16 protein-coding genes and 2 pseudogenes are annotated in these 18385 nt (G+C 70.9%); 8 read left to right on the forward strand and 10 right to left on the reverse strand.

Annotation, left to right across the window (positions count from 1 at the left end; all coding sequences use genetic code 11):
• Positions 1 to 234: 234 nt before the first annotated feature.
• Complete coding sequence (locus IL992_RS10765) at positions 235 to 1719, forward strand: endo-1,4-beta-xylanase (RefSeq protein ID WP_193203189.1); 1485 nt, start codon at positions 235 to 237, stop codon at positions 1717 to 1719.
• Positions 1720 to 1875: 156 nt separating this feature from the next.
• On the opposite strand, the gene IL992_RS10770 is transcribed toward IL992_RS10765, so the two are convergent.
• Positions 1876 to 2715: an SAM-dependent methyltransferase gene (locus IL992_RS10770; protein WP_193203190.1), complete on the reverse strand. Its 840-nt coding sequence runs from the start codon at positions 2713 to 2715 to the stop codon at positions 1876 to 1878.
• Between the two features lie 397 nt (positions 2716 to 3112).
• On the opposite strand from IL992_RS10770, the gene IL992_RS10775 reads away from it, so the two are divergent.
• From IL992_RS10775 to polX, 3 genes are read left to right on the forward strand one after another with little or no spacing between them, the layout of a single operon-like run.
• Positions 3113 to 3661, forward strand: coding sequence for a GNAT family N-acetyltransferase (locus IL992_RS10775; RefSeq protein WP_193203191.1), 549 nt, complete (start codon positions 3113 to 3115; stop codon positions 3659 to 3661).
• A gap of 22 nt (positions 3662 to 3683) precedes the next feature.
• Positions 3684 to 4619 (forward strand): alpha/beta hydrolase, encoded by a 936-nt coding sequence (locus IL992_RS10780; protein ID WP_193203192.1) that lies wholly within the window; start codon positions 3684 to 3686, stop codon positions 4617 to 4619.
• A 5-nt stretch (positions 4620 to 4624) separates the two neighbouring features.
• A complete protein-coding gene (gene polX / locus IL992_RS10785) occupies positions 4625 to 6310 on the forward strand; it encodes a DNA polymerase/3'-5' exonuclease PolX (protein WP_193203193.1) in 1686 nt (561 codons plus the stop codon).
• Between the two features lie 22 nt (positions 6311 to 6332).
• Here the strand turns inward: polX and IL992_RS10790 are convergent, their stop codons facing one another.
• A complete protein-coding gene (locus tag IL992_RS10790; protein ID WP_193203194.1) occupies positions 6333 to 7238 on the reverse strand; it encodes a helix-turn-helix domain-containing protein in 906 nt (301 codons plus the stop codon).
• Between the two features lie 225 nt (positions 7239 to 7463).
• Between IL992_RS10790 and IL992_RS10795 the strand changes: the two genes are divergently transcribed.
• The 4 genes and pseudogenes from IL992_RS10795 to IL992_RS10810 all read left to right on the forward strand — a co-directional run bounded on the left by IL992_RS10795 (position 7464) and on the right by IL992_RS10810 (position 10818).
• A complete protein-coding gene (locus tag IL992_RS10795; protein WP_193203195.1) occupies positions 7464 to 8279 on the forward strand; it encodes an SAM-dependent methyltransferase in 816 nt (271 codons plus the stop codon).
• A 68-nt stretch (positions 8280 to 8347) separates the two neighbouring features.
• Positions 8348 to 8410, forward strand: a pseudogene (locus tag IL992_RS47555) (helix-turn-helix domain-containing protein); the annotation flags it as partial.
• 317 nt (positions 8411 to 8727) lie between these two features.
• Complete coding sequence (locus IL992_RS10805) at positions 8728 to 8991, forward strand: RNA-guided endonuclease InsQ/TnpB family protein (protein WP_226872704.1); 264 nt, start codon at positions 8728 to 8730, stop codon at positions 8989 to 8991.
• 255 nt (positions 8992 to 9246) lie between these two features.
• Entirely contained in the window at positions 9247 to 10818 is a 1572-nt protein-coding gene (locus IL992_RS10810) for a wax ester/triacylglycerol synthase family O-acyltransferase (protein WP_193203198.1), read from the forward strand.
• A 72-nt stretch (positions 10819 to 10890) separates the two neighbouring features.
• Here the strand turns inward: IL992_RS10810 and IL992_RS10815 are convergent, their stop codons facing one another.
• The 8 genes and pseudogenes from IL992_RS10815 to IL992_RS10850 form a co-directional block, all read right to left on the reverse strand.
• On the reverse strand, positions 10891 to 11490 hold the full coding sequence (locus tag IL992_RS10815; RefSeq protein ID WP_319018472.1) for a TetR/AcrR family transcriptional regulator: 600 nt from the start codon (positions 11488 to 11490) through the stop codon (positions 10891 to 10893).
• Positions 11491 to 11662: 172 nt separating this feature from the next.
• Positions 11663 to 13273: a solute symporter family protein gene (locus IL992_RS10820; RefSeq protein WP_193203200.1), complete on the reverse strand. Its 1611-nt coding sequence runs from the start codon at positions 13271 to 13273 to the stop codon at positions 11663 to 11665.
• Positions 13270 to 13614, reverse strand: a complete 345-nt coding sequence (locus IL992_RS10825) for a DUF485 domain-containing protein (protein WP_193203201.1) — start codon at positions 13612 to 13614, stop codon at positions 13270 to 13272. Before IL992_RS10825 ends, IL992_RS10820 begins: the two co-directional genes overlap by 4 nt.
• Positions 13615 to 13806: 192 nt before the next feature.
• Positions 13807 to 15282: a sodium/solute symporter gene (locus IL992_RS10830; RefSeq protein WP_239108278.1), complete on the reverse strand. Its 1476-nt coding sequence runs from the start codon at positions 15280 to 15282 to the stop codon at positions 13807 to 13809.
• 82 nt (positions 15283 to 15364) lie between these two features.
• Entirely contained in the window at positions 15365 to 15799 is a 435-nt protein-coding gene (locus IL992_RS10835) for a DUF485 domain-containing protein (RefSeq protein ID WP_226872705.1), read from the reverse strand.
• Between the two features lie 18 nt (positions 15800 to 15817).
• The gene (locus IL992_RS10840; RefSeq protein WP_193203202.1) at positions 15818 to 16567 is read right to left on the reverse strand and encodes a LytR/AlgR family response regulator transcription factor; all 750 of its coding nucleotides are present in this window, start codon (positions 16565 to 16567) and stop codon (positions 15818 to 15820) included.
• 85 nt (positions 16568 to 16652) lie between these two features.
• The gene (locus tag IL992_RS10845) at positions 16653 to 17834 is read right to left on the reverse strand and encodes a sensor histidine kinase (protein ID WP_193203203.1); all 1182 of its coding nucleotides are present in this window, start codon (positions 17832 to 17834) and stop codon (positions 16653 to 16655) included.
• 177 nt (positions 17835 to 18011) lie between these two features.
• Positions 18012 to 18200, reverse strand: a pseudogene (locus tag IL992_RS10850) (transposase); the annotation flags it as partial.
• Between the last annotated feature and the right edge of the window lie 185 nt (positions 18201 to 18385).

Here is an 18385-nt window from a genome sequence, read left to right on the forward strand (position 1 = left end):
CCATGCTTGCCTCGATCATGCAGCCGAAAGTTTCCATAGAAGGCTTGACAAGTTTCGGGCAGGTTTCCACACTGATCCTCCAAGGCGGTCCCCCGCTCCCAAGTGGTGGTGCACGGCAGGGGGGCCGCCGACCACGACGCCCCGGTGGTGTGCGCCCTCAAGGGAGGATGCGCGGCGTCGGTCTTACGGGAACCTCCACGTTCCCCTCGGTGATTCAGTTATGGAGGCTCAGACATGGGCGTAAACGTCATGCCCCCGCCCGGGACCCGGCTGCGCCGGGCTCTGGTCGCCGGCGCTCTCGGCGTTCTCACCGCGGCCACGGCAGTGGTGGCGGTGACGGTCCCCGCCGACGCCGCGGCGAGCACGCTCGGCGCGGCGGCCGCTCAAACCGGCCGCTACTTCGGCACCGCCATCGCCGGCGGCAGGCTGGGTGACTCGGCGTACACCACGATCGCGAACCGTGAGTTCAACATGGTGACGGCCGAGAACGAGATGAAGATCGACGCCACCGAGCCCAACCAGAACCAGTTCAACTTCACCAACGCCGACCGGATCTACAACTGGGCGACGCAGAACGGCAAGCGGGTGCGCGGGCACACGCTGGCCTGGCACTCCCAGCAGCCCGGCTGGATGCAGTCCCTGTCCGGCAGCGCGCTGCGCCAGGCGATGATCAACCACATCAACGGCGTGATGGGTCACTACAAGGGCAAGATCCCCTACTGGGACGTGGTCAACGAGGCCTACGCCGACAGCGGCGGCGGCCGGCGCGACTCCAACCTGCAGCGCACCGGCAACGACTGGATCGAGGTCGCCTTCCGCACCGCCCGCGCCGCCGACCCCGCGGCCAAGCTGTGCTACAACGACTACAACACCGACAACTGGACCTGGGCCAAGACCCAGGGCGTCTACAACATGGTCAAGGACTTCAAGGCCCGCGGCGTCCCGATCGACTGCGTCGGCTTCCAGTCCCACTTCAACAGCAACAGCCCCTACCCCAGCAACTACCGGACGACCCTGCAGAACTTCGCCGCCCTCGGCGTGGACGTCGCCATCACCGAGCTGGACATCCAGGGCGGTTCCGCCTCGACCTACGCCAGCGTGGTCAACGACTGCCTGGCGGTCTCCCGGTGCATCGGCATCACCGTGTGGGGCGTGCGCGACAGCGACTCCTGGCTCGGTGCGAACACCAGCCCGCTGCTGTTCGACGGCAACGGCAACAAGAAGGCCGCCTACACCTCGGTCCTGAACGCCCTCAACGCCGCCACGCCGAGCACCTCTCCCAGCCCCGGCACCTCTCCCAGCCCCGGCACCTCGCCCACCCCCGGTGGCGGGAACGGTACCGGGCCGATCAGGAGTGTCGGCTCCGGCCGCTGCCTCGACGTGCCCAACGTCAGCACCACCGACGGCACCCAACTGCAGATCTGGGACTGCAACGGCCAGACCAACCAGACCTGGACCTACACCTCCGCGCAGGAGTTCCGGGTGTACGGCAACAAGTGCCTGGACGCCGCCGGCACCGGCAACGGCGCCAAGGTCCAGATCTACTCCTGCTGGGGCGGCGACAACCAGAAGTGGCGCCTCAACTCCGACGGCTCCATCGTCGGTGTCCAGTCCGGGCTGTGCCTGGACGCCGTCGGACAGGGAACCGGCAACGGCACCCAGATCCAGCTGTACTCCTGCTGGGGCGGGAACAACCAGAAGTGGACCTTCACGCAGTGAGCCCGGCGGGCCGCTGACCCAGGCCGGCTCCACCTGCTGACCCTTTCCCTCCAGCCGCAAGCGATGGCCTCCGGTGCGTGCGACCCGCCGCACCGGAGGCCATCGCCACTCGCCCGCCGCGCGTGTGGGACCGCACTGTGCCTTGTCGTTCCCTGGTCAGGGCTTCGCCGCGAGGGCGCCGTAGGCCCAGGCGTGACCTCCGGGAATGCGCTCCCGGCCTTCGTACTCGTCAGGCCGCCAGCGCACCACCTCGACCACGCCGGGATCGATCACCTGCCAGCCCTCGAAGAAGCGCAGCACCTGGTCGAGGGTGCGGGGCACCATGGGCGCGGTGCTGTTGTCGTAGGGCTTGGTGAACTCCTCCTCGCGCACTTGGGGGGCGAAGTCGAGCGTGATGTGCGACAGCAGCAGACGGCTGCCCGAGGGCACGGCGGCCTTGAAGGCCTCGACCAGCCCGTACGGATCCTCCTCGTCGGTGATGAAGTGCAGGACGCCCGCCATGATGACGGCCACCGGACGGTCGAAGTCGATCACGGCCCGGACCTCCGGGTGGGACAGGATCTTCTCCGGCTGCCGCATGTCGGCCTCGATCACCGAGGTCATCCCCGTGGCGCTGCCGGTCAGCAGGGCACGGCCGTGCACCAGGACGATGGGGTCGTTGTCCACGTACGCCACCCGGGCCTCGGGGTTGGCCCGCTGAGCGACCTCGTGGGTGTTGCCCTGCGTGGGGATGCCCGTGCCGATGTCGAGGAACTGCGTCATGCCCGCTTCGGTGGCGAGATGGTGCACCGCCCGGCGGAGGAAGGCGCGGTGGGCGCGAACGCCCTCGCGAGTACCCGGCGAAATTTTCAGGAGGTGTTCTGCCGCCTCACGGTCGGCCGCGAAGTTGTCCTTGCCGCCCAGCAGGTAGTCGTATATCCGGGCCGGATGCGGAATCGTGGTGTTGATTCGCGGGATGGGCTTGGCGACCGGCTCGGGGTCCGTCAGCTCTGGCATCGTGCTCCTTACTGCTGTCTCTCAATAGACAGGCGGACACATGGGCGGCCCCGTGACCACGGCGAGATGGTGATCACTGTCCGCCAACCGCCACCGAAATTTTCGTGGTATTTATAGTAATTTTCGGAGAGACGGTATTCGCCCACCGGTGTCCGGTCAAGCGGGGCGGCCGATCACTGGCCGGCTGCGCCCCGCACCCGGTCAACCCCCGCGAATCGAATTTCGCACCAGTCCGCTCATAAAACCCTCACGAAAAGGCAATGCTGGCACTTATCGCTATATTTCGCCTGGTCACGCGAAGAAGCTCGTGGCCGCTCCGCGCGTTCCGATCCGCTTTCGCCAGGCTCGGCCCGTTAACGTGTTGCCGGGTCGCCGGGACGGGCGGCAGGCTGGCCGGATGCTGATCCGACGGGAGAACCCCGGCGACTTCGAGGCTGTCCGCTCGGTCGTCGCCGCCGCCTTCGCGCCCTACGAGGCGGCCCGCAACCCCGACCGGCCGGACGGGCTGCCGGTCGAGGTGACGTTGCTCGACGAGCTGCGCACCGACCCCGGCTGGCTGCCGGAACTGTCGCTCGTGGCACCGGCGCCGGACGGCGGGATCGCGGGTCACGTCGTCTGCACGAGGGCCCACGTGGGGGCCGTGCCCGTGCTGGGGCTCGGCCCCCTGGCCGTGCACCCCTCCTACCAACGGCGGGGCGTGGGCTCGGCGCTCGTGCACGCCGTGCTCGGGGCGGCCGAGGCGCTCGGCGAGCCGCTGGTCGCGCTGCTCGGCAGCCCCGCCTACTACGCGCGCTTCGGCTTCGAGCACTCGGAGACGTACGGTGTGACTGCGCCGGACCCGGGGTGGGGCGAGTTCTTCCAGGTTCGGGTGTTCGAGCGACCGGTCCCGCCGCCGAGCGGGCTTTTCGCCTACGCGACGCCCTTTTCCGGGGTTGACGACGGTTGATCGGTATGTCATTCAGCTCCACGTGAAGAAGATCCTGACGTGGCTCGTGCTCGTCGTCATGGTGACCGGCTGCCAGGGCACAGCCGAGTCCGCGGCGCCGCCGCCCGCCCGTTCTCCCGCCGCTGCCCAGGCCACGGTCGTCTCGCAGGAGGCCGTGGACGGGCGGACGGACAAACTCGTGATCGACTCCCCGGCCACGGGCGGGCGGCGCTCGGTGTGGGTGCTGAAGCCTGAGGCGTGGAAGCCGGGTTCCACCGGCTGGCGCGCGCTGTACCTGCTGCACGGCTGCTGCGCCGGTGGAGGCTGGGACTGGCTCAGGACGGGCGAGGTGGCTCGGCTGACCGCCCGCCTCGACGCGGTCGTCATCGTCCCCGAGGGCGGTTCGATGGGCTGGTACGCCGACTGGCGGGACGGCCCCGCCTGGGAGACGTTCCACATGACCGAGGTGCCCCGCCTGGTCGAGCCGCGGTACGGCGTCGGGACGCGCCGTGCGGTCGCCGGTTTCTCCATGGGCGGCCTCGGCGCGTTCGTCTACGCGGCCCGGCATCCGGGTGTGTTCGAGGCCGCGGCGTCGTTCTCCGGGGTGCTCGACACCCGCGAGGACGTCCCCGGATATCGGGCGTTCATGGCGGACAACGGCGTGGACACCGAGGACCTGTGGGGCGACCCGAGCGCCTGGCCGGAGCACAATCCCGCCGACCTTGCCGGACGGCTGAAGGGCGTGCGCCTCTACGCGTCCTCAGGCGACGGCGAGCCCGGTCCGCTGGACCCGCAGCACCAAGGCGACGGGGCGACCGATCGCACCGAGGCCGCGATCATGCGGCAGAACCTGAACTTCGCCAGGGCCGCGAAGAAGGCCGGGGTGACGGTGACGACGGATTTCTACGGAAACGGCACCCACACCTGGCCGTACTGGATACGTTCGTTCGAACGCGCGCTGCCACTTCTCCTACCCTGAGACGCATGGGACGGGCCAATGACGAGGCAGCCGCGGCGCTGCAGGAGTACGCCGAGCTTTTCGCGCTGAACGGCGGAGACGCCTTCCGCGTGCGCAGCTACCAGAAGGCGGCCAAGTCGATCGCGGGATTCCCCGGGGATCTCGGGGAGACCGACGTGCGGTCGATCCCGGGCGTGGGCGAGGCGATCGCCAAGAAGGTCGAGGAGTTCCTCGAGCGTGGCAGCTTCCGCCAGCTCGACGACCTGCGAGGCAAGGTGCCCGAGGGCGTGCGCAGGCTGACCCGGATTCCCTCGCTCGGCCCGAAGAAGGCGCTGTTCCTGTTCCAGGAGCTCGGCATCGACTCCCCCGGCGCGCTGGCCGACGCGATCAGGGCCGGCCGTCTGAAGGGCCTGCGCGGCTTCGGCGCCAAGACCGAGGAGAACCTGCTCAAGGGCATCGAGCACATGGAGCGGTCGGGCGACCGGGTCCACCTCGGCGTCGCGACGGATCTCGCGGAGCGGGTCATCGCCTCGCTGCCCGCCGACCGGATCGCCTTCGCCGGGTCGCTGCGCCGGATGAGCGAGACGATCGGCGACATCGACATCCTCGCCGTCGGCGACCCCGGCCTGATGGAGCTGTTCGCGCGGCAGCCGTACGTCACCGAGATCGTCGCGAAGGGCGAGCGGAAGACCTCGGTCAGGACCGACCGCGGCCTTCAGGTCGACCTGCGGCTGATCCCCGCCGAGTCGTGGGGCGCCGCAATGATCTACTTCACCGGCAGCAAGGAGCACAACGTCCGCATCCGGGAGATGGCGGTCAAGAAGGGCTGGAAGCTGTCGGAGTACGGCCTTTTCGACGGCGACCGGCTCATCGCCTCGGAGACCGAGGAGGAGATCTACCAGGCGCTCGGCATGGCGTGGGTGCACCCGGCGCTGCGCGAGGACGGCGGCGAGGTCGAGGCCGCGCTGCGGGGCGAGCTGCCGCTCCTGGTCGAGCTGCACGACCTGCGGGGCGACCTGCACACCCACACCGACCTCACCGACGGGATCGCCTCGCTGGAGGACATGGTGGCCGCCGCCGCGATGCGCGGCTACTCCTACTACGCGGTGACGGACCACGCGCCCGACCTGGTCATGCAGCGGATGACCCTCGACAAGGCCCTCGCCCAGCGCGCCCGCATCGCCGAGCTACAGGCGAAATATCCGGACATGCGGCTGCTGCACGGCAGCGAGCTGAACATCGCCCCGGACGGCTCGGTGGACTGGCCGGGCGAGGTGCTTGCCGGGTTCGACGTCTGCGTCGCGTCGGTGCACTCGCACTTCACCCAGTCGCGGGAGGAGATGACCCGCCGTTTCATCGCGGCGTGCGAGAACCCGCACGTCCACGTCGTCGGCCACCCCACGACACGGAAGATCGGCAAGCGGCCGCCGGTGGACGCGGACTGGGACGCGGTGTTTCGCGCCGCCGCCAGGACCGGCACGATCATGGAGATCGACTCCTACCCCGACCGGGCCGACCTGCCCTCCGACCTGGTACGGCTCGCGCGCCACCACGGCGTCAAGTTCTCCATCGACAGCGACTCCCACGCCGTCCCGCATCTGGCCCACCAGAGGTTCGGCGTGGGCATCGCGCAGCGGGCCTGGCTCACCCCGGACGACGTGGTGAACACCTGGCCCCTCGACCGCCTGCTCGCCCACCTGGGCAGGGGCTGACCTCGCCGCGCGACTGCCCGTCTCACAGATCCCGGAGCATCGCGCGCAGCATCGTCACGGTGTCGCGAGCCGACTCGGCCTGCACGCTGAGGTCGTTCATCACCGCGGTGTAGTCGTCCACGTCCTCCTGCTTGTCGAGGTACAGCGCGCTGCTGAGCTGTTCGAGGTAGACGACGTCGGGCAGGTCGGGCTCGGCGAACCGCAGGATGGTGAAGGGGCCGCCCACGGCGGGGTGACCGCCGGCCCGGAAGGGCAGGATCTGCAGGGTGACGTCCGGACGCGCGGCGGCCTCGATCAGGTGCTCGATCTGGCGGCGCTGCACGGCCCGGCCGCCCAGGGGACGGCGCAGTGCCGACTCGTCCACCACCGACCACAGGCGGGGTCCGTCGGCCTGGTCCAGGAGCCGCTGACGCCGCATGCGCAGGCCGACGCGGCGCTCGACGTCGGACTCGGGCGTCCCGCGATGCCGCAGCCGGATCGCCGCCCGCGCGTAGTCCTCGGTCTGCAACAGGCTGTGCACGAACTGGACCTCGTACGTGCGGATGGTGGCCGCCGCCTCCTCCAGCCCGACGTACACCTCGAACCAGCCGGGCAGCAGGTCGTTGTACTGGTGCCACCAGCCGGGGGTGCCGGCCTGCTCGGCGAGCACCAGCATCGTCTCGCGTTCGCCGCTGTCGACGACGCCGTACAGGGTGAGCAGGTCGACCACGTCGCGCCGTTTGAAGGGGGTGCGGCCCAGCTCCAGCCGGCAGATCTTCGAGGCCGAGGCGCGGATGGCGTGCCCGGCCTGCTCGCGGCTGATGTTCCTGGCCTCGCGGAGCCGGCGCAGCTGGGCGCCGAGCATCATACGTACCACCGTCGGCCCGCCCCGCGGCTGAACCGGCCGTCCGTCCGGAGAAGTCGCAGCCTCCGGTCGAGCCGAGATCATCCTGTCCTCCCCGATACGGGTCTCGCTGGTGCCGGCCGTACGCCGACACCTCCGGGACGGGATGTTATCGGGGCGAACGGGCTGTAATCGCGCTTTCGACCCCGACCGATGTGTTGCGTGCCGGGGCTTGATCGGAAAGGATGGGCGCGACGCGCGATCTGCCACGAGCGGAGATCACTGACGCGGGTGCGGTCGCCTCTCCGTTCCGACCACTCCGAGGCCCCCATGAGTGACACCCCTACCGCCGACGACCCCGGCGTCCGCAGGATCGACAGCAGCGTGCCGCACTCGGCTCGCGTCTGGAACTACTTCCTGGGCGGCAAGGACCACTACCCCGTCGACAGAGAAGCGGGGGAACGGATCCGCGCCGTCTTCCCCGGAATGGTGGACATCGCCCGCCAGTCCCGGCAGATGCTCGTGCGAACCGTCGGATACCTCGCCGGTGAGGCGGGAATCCGCCAGTTCCTCGACATCGGCACGGGTCTGCCCACCGTCGACAACACCCACGAGGTCGCCCAGCGGCTGGCCCCGGCGTCCCGGATCGTCTACGTCGACAACGACCCCCTGGTGCTGGTGCACGCCCAGGCGCTGCTGACCAGCACTCCCGAGGGGGCCACCGACTACATCGAGGCCGACGTGCGCGACCCCGGCCGCATCCTGCGGGAGGCGGCCAGAACGCTCGACTTCGAACGGCCGACCGCGCTCATGCTGATGGGCATCCTCGGCCTGGTGGCGGACTACGACGAGGCGCGGGACATCGTGAGCCGACTGCTGGCGGCCCTGCCTTCGGGCAGTTATCTCGCGCTCTACGACGGCTCCGACACCGACCCGGCGTACGTCGAGGCGCTCGGCCGCTACAACGCGGGCAGCGGCGCCACCCCCTACACGCCGCGAAGCCCCAAGCAGATCGAGGGCTACTTCACCGGCCTGGAACTGCTCGAACCCGGCATCGTGTCGGTGTCGCGGTGGCGGTCGGAGGACAACCCGTGGGGCGAGCCCCGCGAGGTGGCCTGCTTCGGCGGCGTCGCGCGCAAACTCTAGCCCGGACCCACCTCTCGGACGACGCCGGTTCCCCCTGCGCCCAGGCAAGAGGATGACAAAATGCGAACATGCGTACGAGCGAAAAGGTGCGGGTCTACCCCACCTCCGAGCAAGCCGCGGTGCTGAACCGCACGTTCGGCTGCGTACGCCTGGTCTGGAACACGGTCCTGGCGAGATGGACGACCCGATCGCGTTCGTGTGGTCCTGGCCCGAGGTCGACCCCGCCAATCGACCCGGCCACGGTGACCGTCTCCCGCGACAGCGACGGCCGCTGGTACGCCTCCCTGGCGGTGGAGACTGAGACCGGACCCGAGCCGCTGCCCGCCACCGGCGATGAAGCAGGGGCCGACCTCGGCGTGAGCGACTTCGCCGTCCTGTCCGCCGGCGAGAAGATCCCCAACCCGTGCCACCTGGAGCGCAAGGCTCGCAACCTGGCCCGCAGCGCAGGATGGCCCGCAAGCAGTGTGGGTCGAACAACCGGGCCAGGGCGAAGGTCGCCCGCGCCCACACCAAGGTGCGGGACGCCCGTGCCGACTTCCTGCACCGCACGTCCACGCGGCTGGTCCGTGACCACGACCTGATCGTGATCGAAGACCTCAACGTCAAAGGAATGGTCCGCAACCACTGCCTGGCGCGGGCCATCTCCGACTGCGGGCGGGGGGAGTTCCGCCGCCAGCTGAAGTACAAAACCCAGCGGTACGGGCGGCGTTAGGGCCGGGAGGAAGTCAAGGGCGCGCCTGAACATCCCCCGGCGGCACGTGGGAGAAATGCGGTGGTAACGCGGCGCGGCGATGATGGTCACGGTGCGCAGGCGGGTGATTATCGTGCGCCAGGGATCGTCGCGGGTGTGCGGCTCCCGGCGCCGACGCCCGGCGCCGGAGCCGATGATCCCAGGCAGTGGTCCCGGACGGCGAGGCCGGCCGCGGACCGGCGGCGGATCGGGCGGCGTGAGCGGGAGGATGACGAGATGCGCCAGTTGACGGCACTCGACGCGCAGTTCCTGAGCGTGGAGTCGGCGACGACCGCGGCCCATGTGGCGGGTGTCGCCATACTCGACCCGTCGACCTCGCCCTCCGGCGCCCTGACCAGGGAGGCCCTGCTCGCCCTGCTGCGCGAGCGGCTGCACCTCGCCCCGCCGCTGCGGATGCGGCTGGCCGACGTGCCCTTCGGGCTCGACCGGCCGTACTGGCTGGACGACCCGGACGTGGACCTCGACGCGCACGTGCACGAGACCACCCTCCCGGCACCCGGCGGAGAACGGGAGCTCGCGGCGTACGTGGCGGGCGTCCACGCGCGGCGACTCGACCGCGAGCGGCCGCTGTGGGAAGCGCACCTCGTCCACGGCCTGGAGGGCGGCCGCTGTGCCCTCTACACGAAGGTGCACCACTGTGCGATCGACGGCGTGTCGGGCTCGGAGATCCTGACCGCGCTGCTCGACCCGTCGCCGCAGCCGCGCCGGGTGGAGGCGCCCCCGGCCCCGGCGTCGCCGCAGCCGCCCGGACTGCTCACGATGCTCGCCGGGGCGATCGCCCGGTCGATCGTCCAGCCGGTGGAGACGCTGTGCTCGCTGGCCCGCGCCGCCGCCGACCTGGACGCGATCCCGGTGGTGGCGGCGCTGCCCGACGCCCGGCTCGTGGCCCAGGCCGCCCGCGCGCTCGCGGGGGACTCGCGCCCGCTGCCCGAGACGCCGCCGCTGGTCGCGCCGCGCACGCCGTTCAACGGGCCGATCTCCGGGGAGCGGGAGGTCGCCCTCGGCTCGGTGCCGCTGGCGGAGGTCAGGAGGGTGGCCAGGGCCTTCGGCATGGGCCCGAACGACGTGGTGATGACGCTGTGCGCCTCGGCGCTGCGGCGCTGGCTGCTCGCCCACGACGCGCTGCCCGACCGGCCGCTGGTGGCGGCGGTGCCGGTGGCGTTGCGATCGCCGGGCGCCGGCGGGTCGTCCCGGGACGCCTCGGACGGGCGGGTCGGCAACCGGATCTCGGCGATGATCACGCCGCTGGCCACGGACGTCGCCTCCCCCAGGGAGCGCCTGGCGGCCGTCCGCTCGACGCTGGCCGCCGCCAAGCGGCGCTTCGCCGTCTCCCACCGCACCTGGCTGGACGACGTGTGCGCGATGGTGCCGAACGCCTTCGCGGCGCTGGCCACGCCGGTGGTGTTCCGCCTCGCGGGAGTGGCGGGGGCGGGCGTCAACCTCATCGTGTCGAACGTGCCCGGTCCCCGCCTGCCGTTGTACCTGTGCGGCGCCCGGATGCTCGCCTACCATCCTCTGTCGGTGGTCACCGACGCCACCGGGGGGATCAGCATCACCTGCGCGTCGTACGACGGGCGGCTGGACTTCGGCGTCGTCGCCTGCCCGACCCGGTTGCCGGACGTCTGGAGCATGATCGGCCACCTGCGCGAGGCGATGGACGAACTCCTGGCCCTGCTCGACGACTCCCCGAACGACCCGGCTCCGCACGACCCGGCCTCACAGGGCGGCGCGGCTCCCGTGCGGCCCCTGGACGAGCGGCAGGAGCGGGAGGAGATGGTCCCCGCCTGACCGGCCGGGGTCGCGCCGGAGGCGCGCAAGGGAGTCGCGCCGGAGGCACGCCGGGAAGGAGTGCGGCCCGCGTCAGTGCAGGGCGTTGGCGATGAGCTCGGCCACCGCGTCGGGATCGATGTGATGGCCGGTGAGCAGGCAGATGCTCTCCTGGTACAGCAGGACCGCGGCGAAGGTCGCGGCGGCGGCCTCCAGCCGGGCGGCGTCGCCGCGGCCACCAGGCAGAGCGAGCTCCAGGGCGAACCTGGCCCGGCGGATGATCTCGGTGTTCAGGCGGCCCAGGCGCTCCCGTACGGACAGGTGGGTGTCGGCCTCCCGGAACAGGATGCGCCGCATCGCGGGGGACGCGCGCAGCGGCAGCCTGCGGGCGAGCCCTGACAGCGCGCCGGCCGCGTCGCCGGGGACCGCCTCGACCTCCTCCTCGATCACCACGGTCCGCTCGTCCACCAGCGAGATCAGCACGTCGATCTTGCGGGGGAAGTAGTGGAAGACCAGGCCCTTGGGCACGCCGGCGAGCTCTGCGATGCGCGCGGTCGGCGTGGCCTCGTAGCCGCCGCCCGCGAACAGTTCCTCGGCGGCGTCGAGGATGCGCGTGCGGGCGTCGCCGTCGGGCGGCTGCTTCCTTCTCCGCGAGCGCGACCACGCCTTGGCGGTCTGGAGAGGGCTGTCCACGGACCGAACCATAACCAGAGTGGGTGCCCCAACACCATGACGCGAGGGACAGGGCAGGCATACGCCCGCCCGCCGCCGGTGAACCGGCGACCGGGCGTAGGGGGACGCCGGCTCCCCGGCGGCGGTGGGTGGCACCGCCGGGAGGCCGGCGACGTGTGGCCGGGAGCCGGCGTCAGTGGCCCGTGGCCTGCTCGGCGCCGAGGCCGGTGAGCGAGCGGACCTCGATCTCGGCGTACTTCGACGCGTTGTACTCCTTGCTCAGGATCGTGCCGAGGTAGCCGCACAGGAAGCCGATCGGGATCGAGAAGATGCCCGGGTTCGACAGCGGGATCAGGTGGAAGTCCATCTCGGGGCGCATCGCCGTGGGCGAGCCGGAGACGACCGGGGAGAAGATCACCAGCACCACGGCGGAGATCAGGCCGCCGTAGATGGCCGAGACCGCGCCCGCCGTGTTGAACCTCTTCCAGAACAGGCTGTAGAGGATCGCCGGCAGGTTGCCCGACGCGGCGACCGCGAAGGCCAGCGACACGAGGAAGGCCACGTTGAGCGACTGGGCGAAGATGCTCAGCGCGATCGCGATCGCCCCGATCACGAAGGCGGCGACGCGGGCGACCACGACCTCCTGGCGCTCGGTGGCGGCGCCCCGCTTGAACACGTGGGCGTACAGGTCGTGGGCGAAGCTGGAGGAGGACGCGAGGGTCAGGCCCGCGACCACCGCGAGGATCGTGGCGAACGCGACCGCCGCGATGATCGCCAGCAGGACCGTGCCGCCGACGTCGCCGAAGATGTCCTGGCCCACCTTCTGGGCGAGCAGCGGGGCCGCCGTGTTGCCGGCCTTGTCGGCCGCGGCGATCGTCTTCGAGCCGACCAGGGCGGCGGCGCCGAAGCCGAGCACCAGCGTCAGCAGGTAGAACACGCCGATGATGCCGATGCCCCACAGGACCGACTTGCGGGCGTCCCTGGCGGTCGGCACCGTGTAGAAGCGGATGAGGACGTGCGGCAGACCGGCGGTGCCGAGCACCAGGGCCAGGCCGAGGCTGATCAGGTCGATCTTGCCCCAGATCCCCTGCGCGGCGGTGCCGTACTTGAGGCCCGCATTGAGGAAGGCGTCGCCCTTGCCGCTCTGGGTGGCGGCGTCGCCGAGCAGCCCGGACAGGTTGAAACCGAACTTGCCGAGCACCAGCAGGGTGATCAGCGCGGCGCCGACCATCAGCATGACGGCCTTGACGATCTGCACCCAGGTGGTGCCCTTCATGCCGCCGAACACGACATAGATGATCATCAGCAGGCCGACCGCGATGATCGTCCAGATCTTGCCCGCCGCGGAGTGCACGCCGAGCAGCAGGCCGACGAGCGCGCCCGCGCCGACCATCTGCGCGAGCAGGTAGAAGATGCTGACGACGATCGTGGACACGCCCGCCGCCGTACGGACAGGGCGCGGCGACATCCGGAAGGCCAGCACGTCGGCCATCGTGTACTTGCCGGAGTTGCGCATGAGCTCGGCGACGAGCAGCAGCGCGACCAGCCAGGCGACGAGGAAGCCGATCGAATAGAGGAAGCCGTCGTAGCCCGACAGCGCGATGATGCCGGCGATGCCGAGGAACGACGCGGCCGACATGTAGTCGCCGCCGATCGCCAGCCCGTTCTGCAGACCGCTGAACGACCGGCCGCCGGCGTAGAAGTCCGCCGCGCTCTTGGTGTTGCGGCTGGCCCAGAACGTGATCGCCAGCGTGAGGGCGACGAAGACCAGGAAGAGGATCGTGGACAGCGTCTCGTGACTCACTTGGCGCCCTCCCCGATCTCGTCGCGGCTCTCGGCCCCGCCGCGCAGCTCTTCGGCGATCGGGTCGAGCTTGGCCGCCGCGTGCCGCGAGTACGCCCACGCGATCAGGAACGTCGACACGAACTGCAGCACACCGAAGACGAGGGCGACGTTGATGTTGCCGAACAACTTGGTGCCCATGAAGTCCCGGGCGAAGCCCGACAGCACCACGTAGAGCAGGTACCACACCAGGAAGGCGATGGTCATGGGGAAGGCCCAGGACCGGTAGCGGCGGCGCAGCTCCTGGAACTGCTCACCCGCTTGTATACGCTCGTAGACCGATGGATCGTGCTGGACGGTCACAAGATCTCCTTCGGCAAGTGATCTGGATCACTTCAACGTAGGAGCGCGCCGTGTCCGCCGACGAGTCCCGATGCCCGCCGAGTCGCCCAGCCGTACCGCCCGCTCGTTCACATGGCGCATCCGTGCGACGAGTGGTCGGTTGCACGCGCCGAACGGTCACACGCCGCGTTACATGAAACGCGAACAGCCGGGCTACATGAAACGCGGGCGCCAGTCGCCCCGGTCGACGTTCAGCGTCTCCGGCGTGTGCAGGCGGACCATCGTGCGCGCCACGCCGCGCGGCACTCGCGACGGCGTCAGCAGCGACACCACCACCATGACCGTGAACGACACGGGCACCGTCCAGGCCGCCGGCTCCGCCAGCAGCGACCCCGCCCACCCGGTGTGCGGGCCGCCGATGATCGTGATCGCCACCGCCGCGCAGGCCAGCCCTCCCCCGGCCAGCAGCCCGGCCATCGCCCCCGCCGTCGTCAGCCTGCGCCACCAGATGCCGAGCACGAGCAGCGGGCAGAACGACGAGGCGGCCACGGCGAACGCCAGCCCCACCACGGTCGCCACCGGCAGCGACCTGGCCACGCCCGCGAGCGCGAACGGCACGAGCACCGCGAGCACGGTCGCGACGCGGAACGCGCGCACCCCGCCGCGCAGGATGTCCTGCGCGATCACCCCGGCGACCGAAACCGTCAGGCCCGACGAGGTCGACAGGAACGCCGCGAACGCCCCCGCGGTCACCAGCGCGGTCAGGAACTGGCCCACCGGCCCGCCGACCAGCCGCCCCGGCAGCGCGATGACCACGGTGTCGCTCTCCGGCATGCCGTAGACGTGGCCGAGGTAGCCGTACACCGCGGGCATCAGGTAGAAGGCGCCGAGCAGCGTCAGCACGACGAGCGTGGTGCGGCGGGCGGCCCGGCCGTCCGGGTTGGTGTAGAAGCGGACGAGCACGTGCGGCAGCCCCATCGTCCCGAGGAACGTCGCCAGGATCAGCGAGTACGTCTCGTAGACCGGGTGGTCGCGGCCGTGGAGCGGCAGCACCCACTCGTCCCCCGGGGCCAGCCCCGGCCTTCCGTCGGACCACCAGGCGACCAGCATGAACGCCAGCGGAACCGCCAGCGCGGTCAGCTTCAGCCAGTACTGGAACGCCTGGACGAACGTGATCGACCGCATGCCGCCCGACAGCACGTTGGTCGCGACCACCACCGCCACCAGCAGGCTGCCCGTCCACGGCGGCGCCCCGGTGATCGTACGGAAGACCAGCCCGGCGCTCTGGAACTGCGGCATGAGGTAGAGCCAGCCGATCAGCACGACGAGCACGCTCGACAGCCGCCGCACCGCCATCGACTCCAGCCGCGCCTCGGCGAAGTCGGGCAGCGTGTAGGCCCCCGAGCGTCGCAGCGGCGCCGACACCAGCACCAGCAGCACGAGGTAGCCGCCGGTCCAGCCGACCGGCAGCCACAGCATGTCCGCGCCGAAGGTGAGGATCAGCCCCGCGATGCCGAGGAAGGAGGCCGCCGACAGGTACTCCCCGCCGATGGCCGAGGCGTTCCACAGGGGCGAGACCGTGCGGGAGGCGACGTAGAAGTCCGACGTGGTGCGGGACACCCGGATGCCGAACGCGCCGATGAGGACGGTCGCCAGCATCACCAGGACGACCGCGGCGATCTGGCTCACCGGCGCACCGCCCTCATCGGCGAACCGCCCGCACCGCCCTCATCGGCGAACCGCCCGCACCGCTCTCATCGGCGAACCGTCCTCATCGCCGTTCCACGATGTCGGCGAAGTCGCGCTCGTTGCGTTCGGCCTGCCGCACGTACAGCCAGGCGCCGCCGACGAACGCGGGGTAGATCAGCCCCGCGAGCACGACCCAGGGCAGCGGCAGCCCGAACAGCTCGGCCGCGCGCAGCTCCGGGGCCAGCAGGAACAGCAGCGGCAACCCGCCCACGACGCAGGCGAGCAGGGTGCACACGAACAGCGCCAGGCGGAACTGGGTCCGCACCAGGGAGCCCATGTAGACCTCGCCCAGGCGGGTCTGCTCGTCGATCTCCCGGGTGAGCGGATGCCGCGGCCTGCGGGCCGCCGCAGTGCGCGGGCTGGTCACCACCACCCTGCGGGGCTTTCCGGTCGCCGCCGCCCCCTCGCCCTGCCCGCGCGTGCCGGCCGCCGCCGCCCTGCGGGGTTTGCCGGTCATCGCGCCCTCACCGCCCGCTCACCGGCCCTGGCCCCTGCGGGCCCGGCGGACGAGCAGGTCGCGCAGCTCCCGGGTGTGGCGGCGGCTCACCGGGATCTCGGTGTCCCCCACCCGCACCACGCACTTGCCCGAGTCGATGTGCAGCTCGTCGATGTGCTTGACCGCGACGAGGTGGCTGCGGTGGACGCGCAGGAACCCCGCCGACGCCCAGCGCTCCTCCAGCGTGGCCAGCGGGATGCGGACCAGGTGGCTGCCGGTCGCCGTGTGCAGCCGCGCGTAGTCGCCCTGCGCTTCGACGTAGCGCACCTCCGTGCTCGCCACGAACCGGGTGACGCCGCCCAGCTCGACCGGGATCGTGTCCGCCTGCGGCCCCTCCCCCGCCTCGCCCCGGCTGCCGCACACCCGGCGGATCGCCTCGGCGAGCCGCTCCGGCCGTACGGGCTTGAGCAGGTAGTCCTCGGCCTTCAGCTCGAAGGCGTCCACGGCGTGGTCCTCGTACGCCGTCACGAAAACGATCTTCGGCGGGCGGGTGAACTGGGTCAGCAGCCGGCCCAGCACCACCCCGTCGAGCCCACGCATGCGGATGTCGAGGAAGACCGCGTCCACCGGCCTGCCGTCCGCGATGGCGCGGTCGAGCAGCCGGAGCGCGGCGGCCCCGTCGCGGGCGGTGAGCACGTCGCCGATGCGGGGATCCGCGCGCAGCAGGTAGGCGACGTCCTCCAGCGCGGGCTGCTCGTCGTCCACCGCCAGAACCCGCAGACCGCTCACGATCACCCCTTTCACCGACCGATCCCCTAGAGAGTGATGACCACAACGTCGGTAAGTCAACGCCTCCCGTTGTCACGAGACGGTGTCAGTGGAGGGAGGCCCCGGGATGATACTTGGGGATCCGCACGGTGACCTTGGTGCCGGCGCCCTCGCCTGTCTCCACCACGAGGCCGTACTCGTCGCCGTAGACCTGGCGCAGCCGCTCGTCCACGTTGGCCACGCCGATGCCGCCCGCGCCCGAGCGGTCCTCCCCGGCGAGCACCCGCCGCAGCCGTTCCGGGTCCATGCCGACGCCGTCGTCCTCGACGGTGATGCCGCACTCCGCGCCCGCGTCCTCGGCGACGATCGTGATGCGGCCCACGCCCGGCTTGGCCTCCAGACCGTGCCGTACGGCGTTCTCCACCAGCGGCTGCAGGCACAGGAACGGCACGGCCACGGGCAGCACCTCCGGCGCGATGCGCAGCGTGACCTGGAGCTGGTCGCCGAACCTGGCCCGCTCGAGCGTGAGGTAGCGGTCGATCGAGCGCAGTTCTTCGGCCAGTGTGGTGAAGTCGCCGTGCCGCCGGAAGGAATAGCGGGTGAAGTCGGCGAACTCCAGCAGCAGCTCCCTGGCCCGCTCCGGGTCGGTGCGGACGAACGACGCGATGGTGGTCAGCGAGTTGTAGATGAAGTGGGGCGAGATCTGCGCCCGCAGCGCCCGGACCTCCGCCTCCATCAGCATCGTCCGGGAGCGGTCGAGCTCGGCCAGCTCCAGCTGGGAGTCGACCCACCGCGCGACCTCCTGCGCCGCCCGCACGAGCCCCGCCGAGGCGTGGTCGCCGTACGCCGCGAGCGAGCCGACGACGCGGTCGTCGGTGGTGAGCGGCACGACCACGGCGTGCCTGACGGGGCACTCGGGCCGCGGGCAGTCGAGTGCGAGCACCTGGGTGCGCCCGTCCTTCAGCGTCTCCGCGGCATGCTCGAACGCCTCGGCCGCGTGGTGGTCGCCCGCGCCGTCGTACACCAGCAACTCCTCGCCGTTGGTGATGGCGATGGCCGGGGAGCCGAGCAGCTCACGCAGGTGCCGTGACGCCTTGAGCGTCCCGGCCTGGGTCAGCCCGGCGCGCAGCGGCGGCGCGGCCAGCGACGCGGTGTGCAGCGTCTCGAACGTCGCCCGTTCGGCGGGGCTGCTGCCGAGGTCGCGCCGGCCACGCAGCACCCGCCACAGCACGACGGCCGGCACGGCGACGAGGACGGCGACGACGAGCGCGGTGACGACCGGTTCCACGCCGCCGCAGCCTACCCCCCGTCCGCCGCCCGCCCGCTCGCGCGGCGGTGAACGGTCCTCACCACGCGCCGGGACGTTCGGGCGAGGGCGTCCGGTCGGGGGACCTTAGGCTCGTTTCGCGCGCTCGGTGACCTTGGCTTCTTCCCAGCGGACGAAATACCAGTACACGGTCTATCAGGGCGGGAAGTCGAACGGCAACTGCCGCCAGGCGCAGCCCGTCCGCACCACGTACAAGACGGCGTCCACGATGTCGCGGCGCGGGTGCTTCTCCGGTCTTCCACCCGTGTTCGGCGCGGGTAGCAGCGGCTCGACCAGCGCCCATTGGGCGTCGGTCAGGTCGGAGGGGTAGCGGCGCTCACGTGGCACCCAACCATGATCGCGATCCGCCGACGGTCACAGCAGCGAGATGCGCAGACCGTTATCGACCCTTCTCGAACACGCTCTATAGGAGCGTGCGAAAGCGCTAATCAAGCGATTTGCAACCCAGTGGCCGTAGCAGTGATGTGTAAAGACCACCATGCTCCACCCGATCAACGACCGTCAGCTATCAA

Source organism: Microbispora sitophila (assembly GCF_014892245.1).
In the GTDB taxonomy this organism is placed as follows: Bacteria; Actinomycetota; Actinomycetes; order Streptosporangiales; family Streptosporangiaceae; genus Microbispora; species Microbispora siamensis.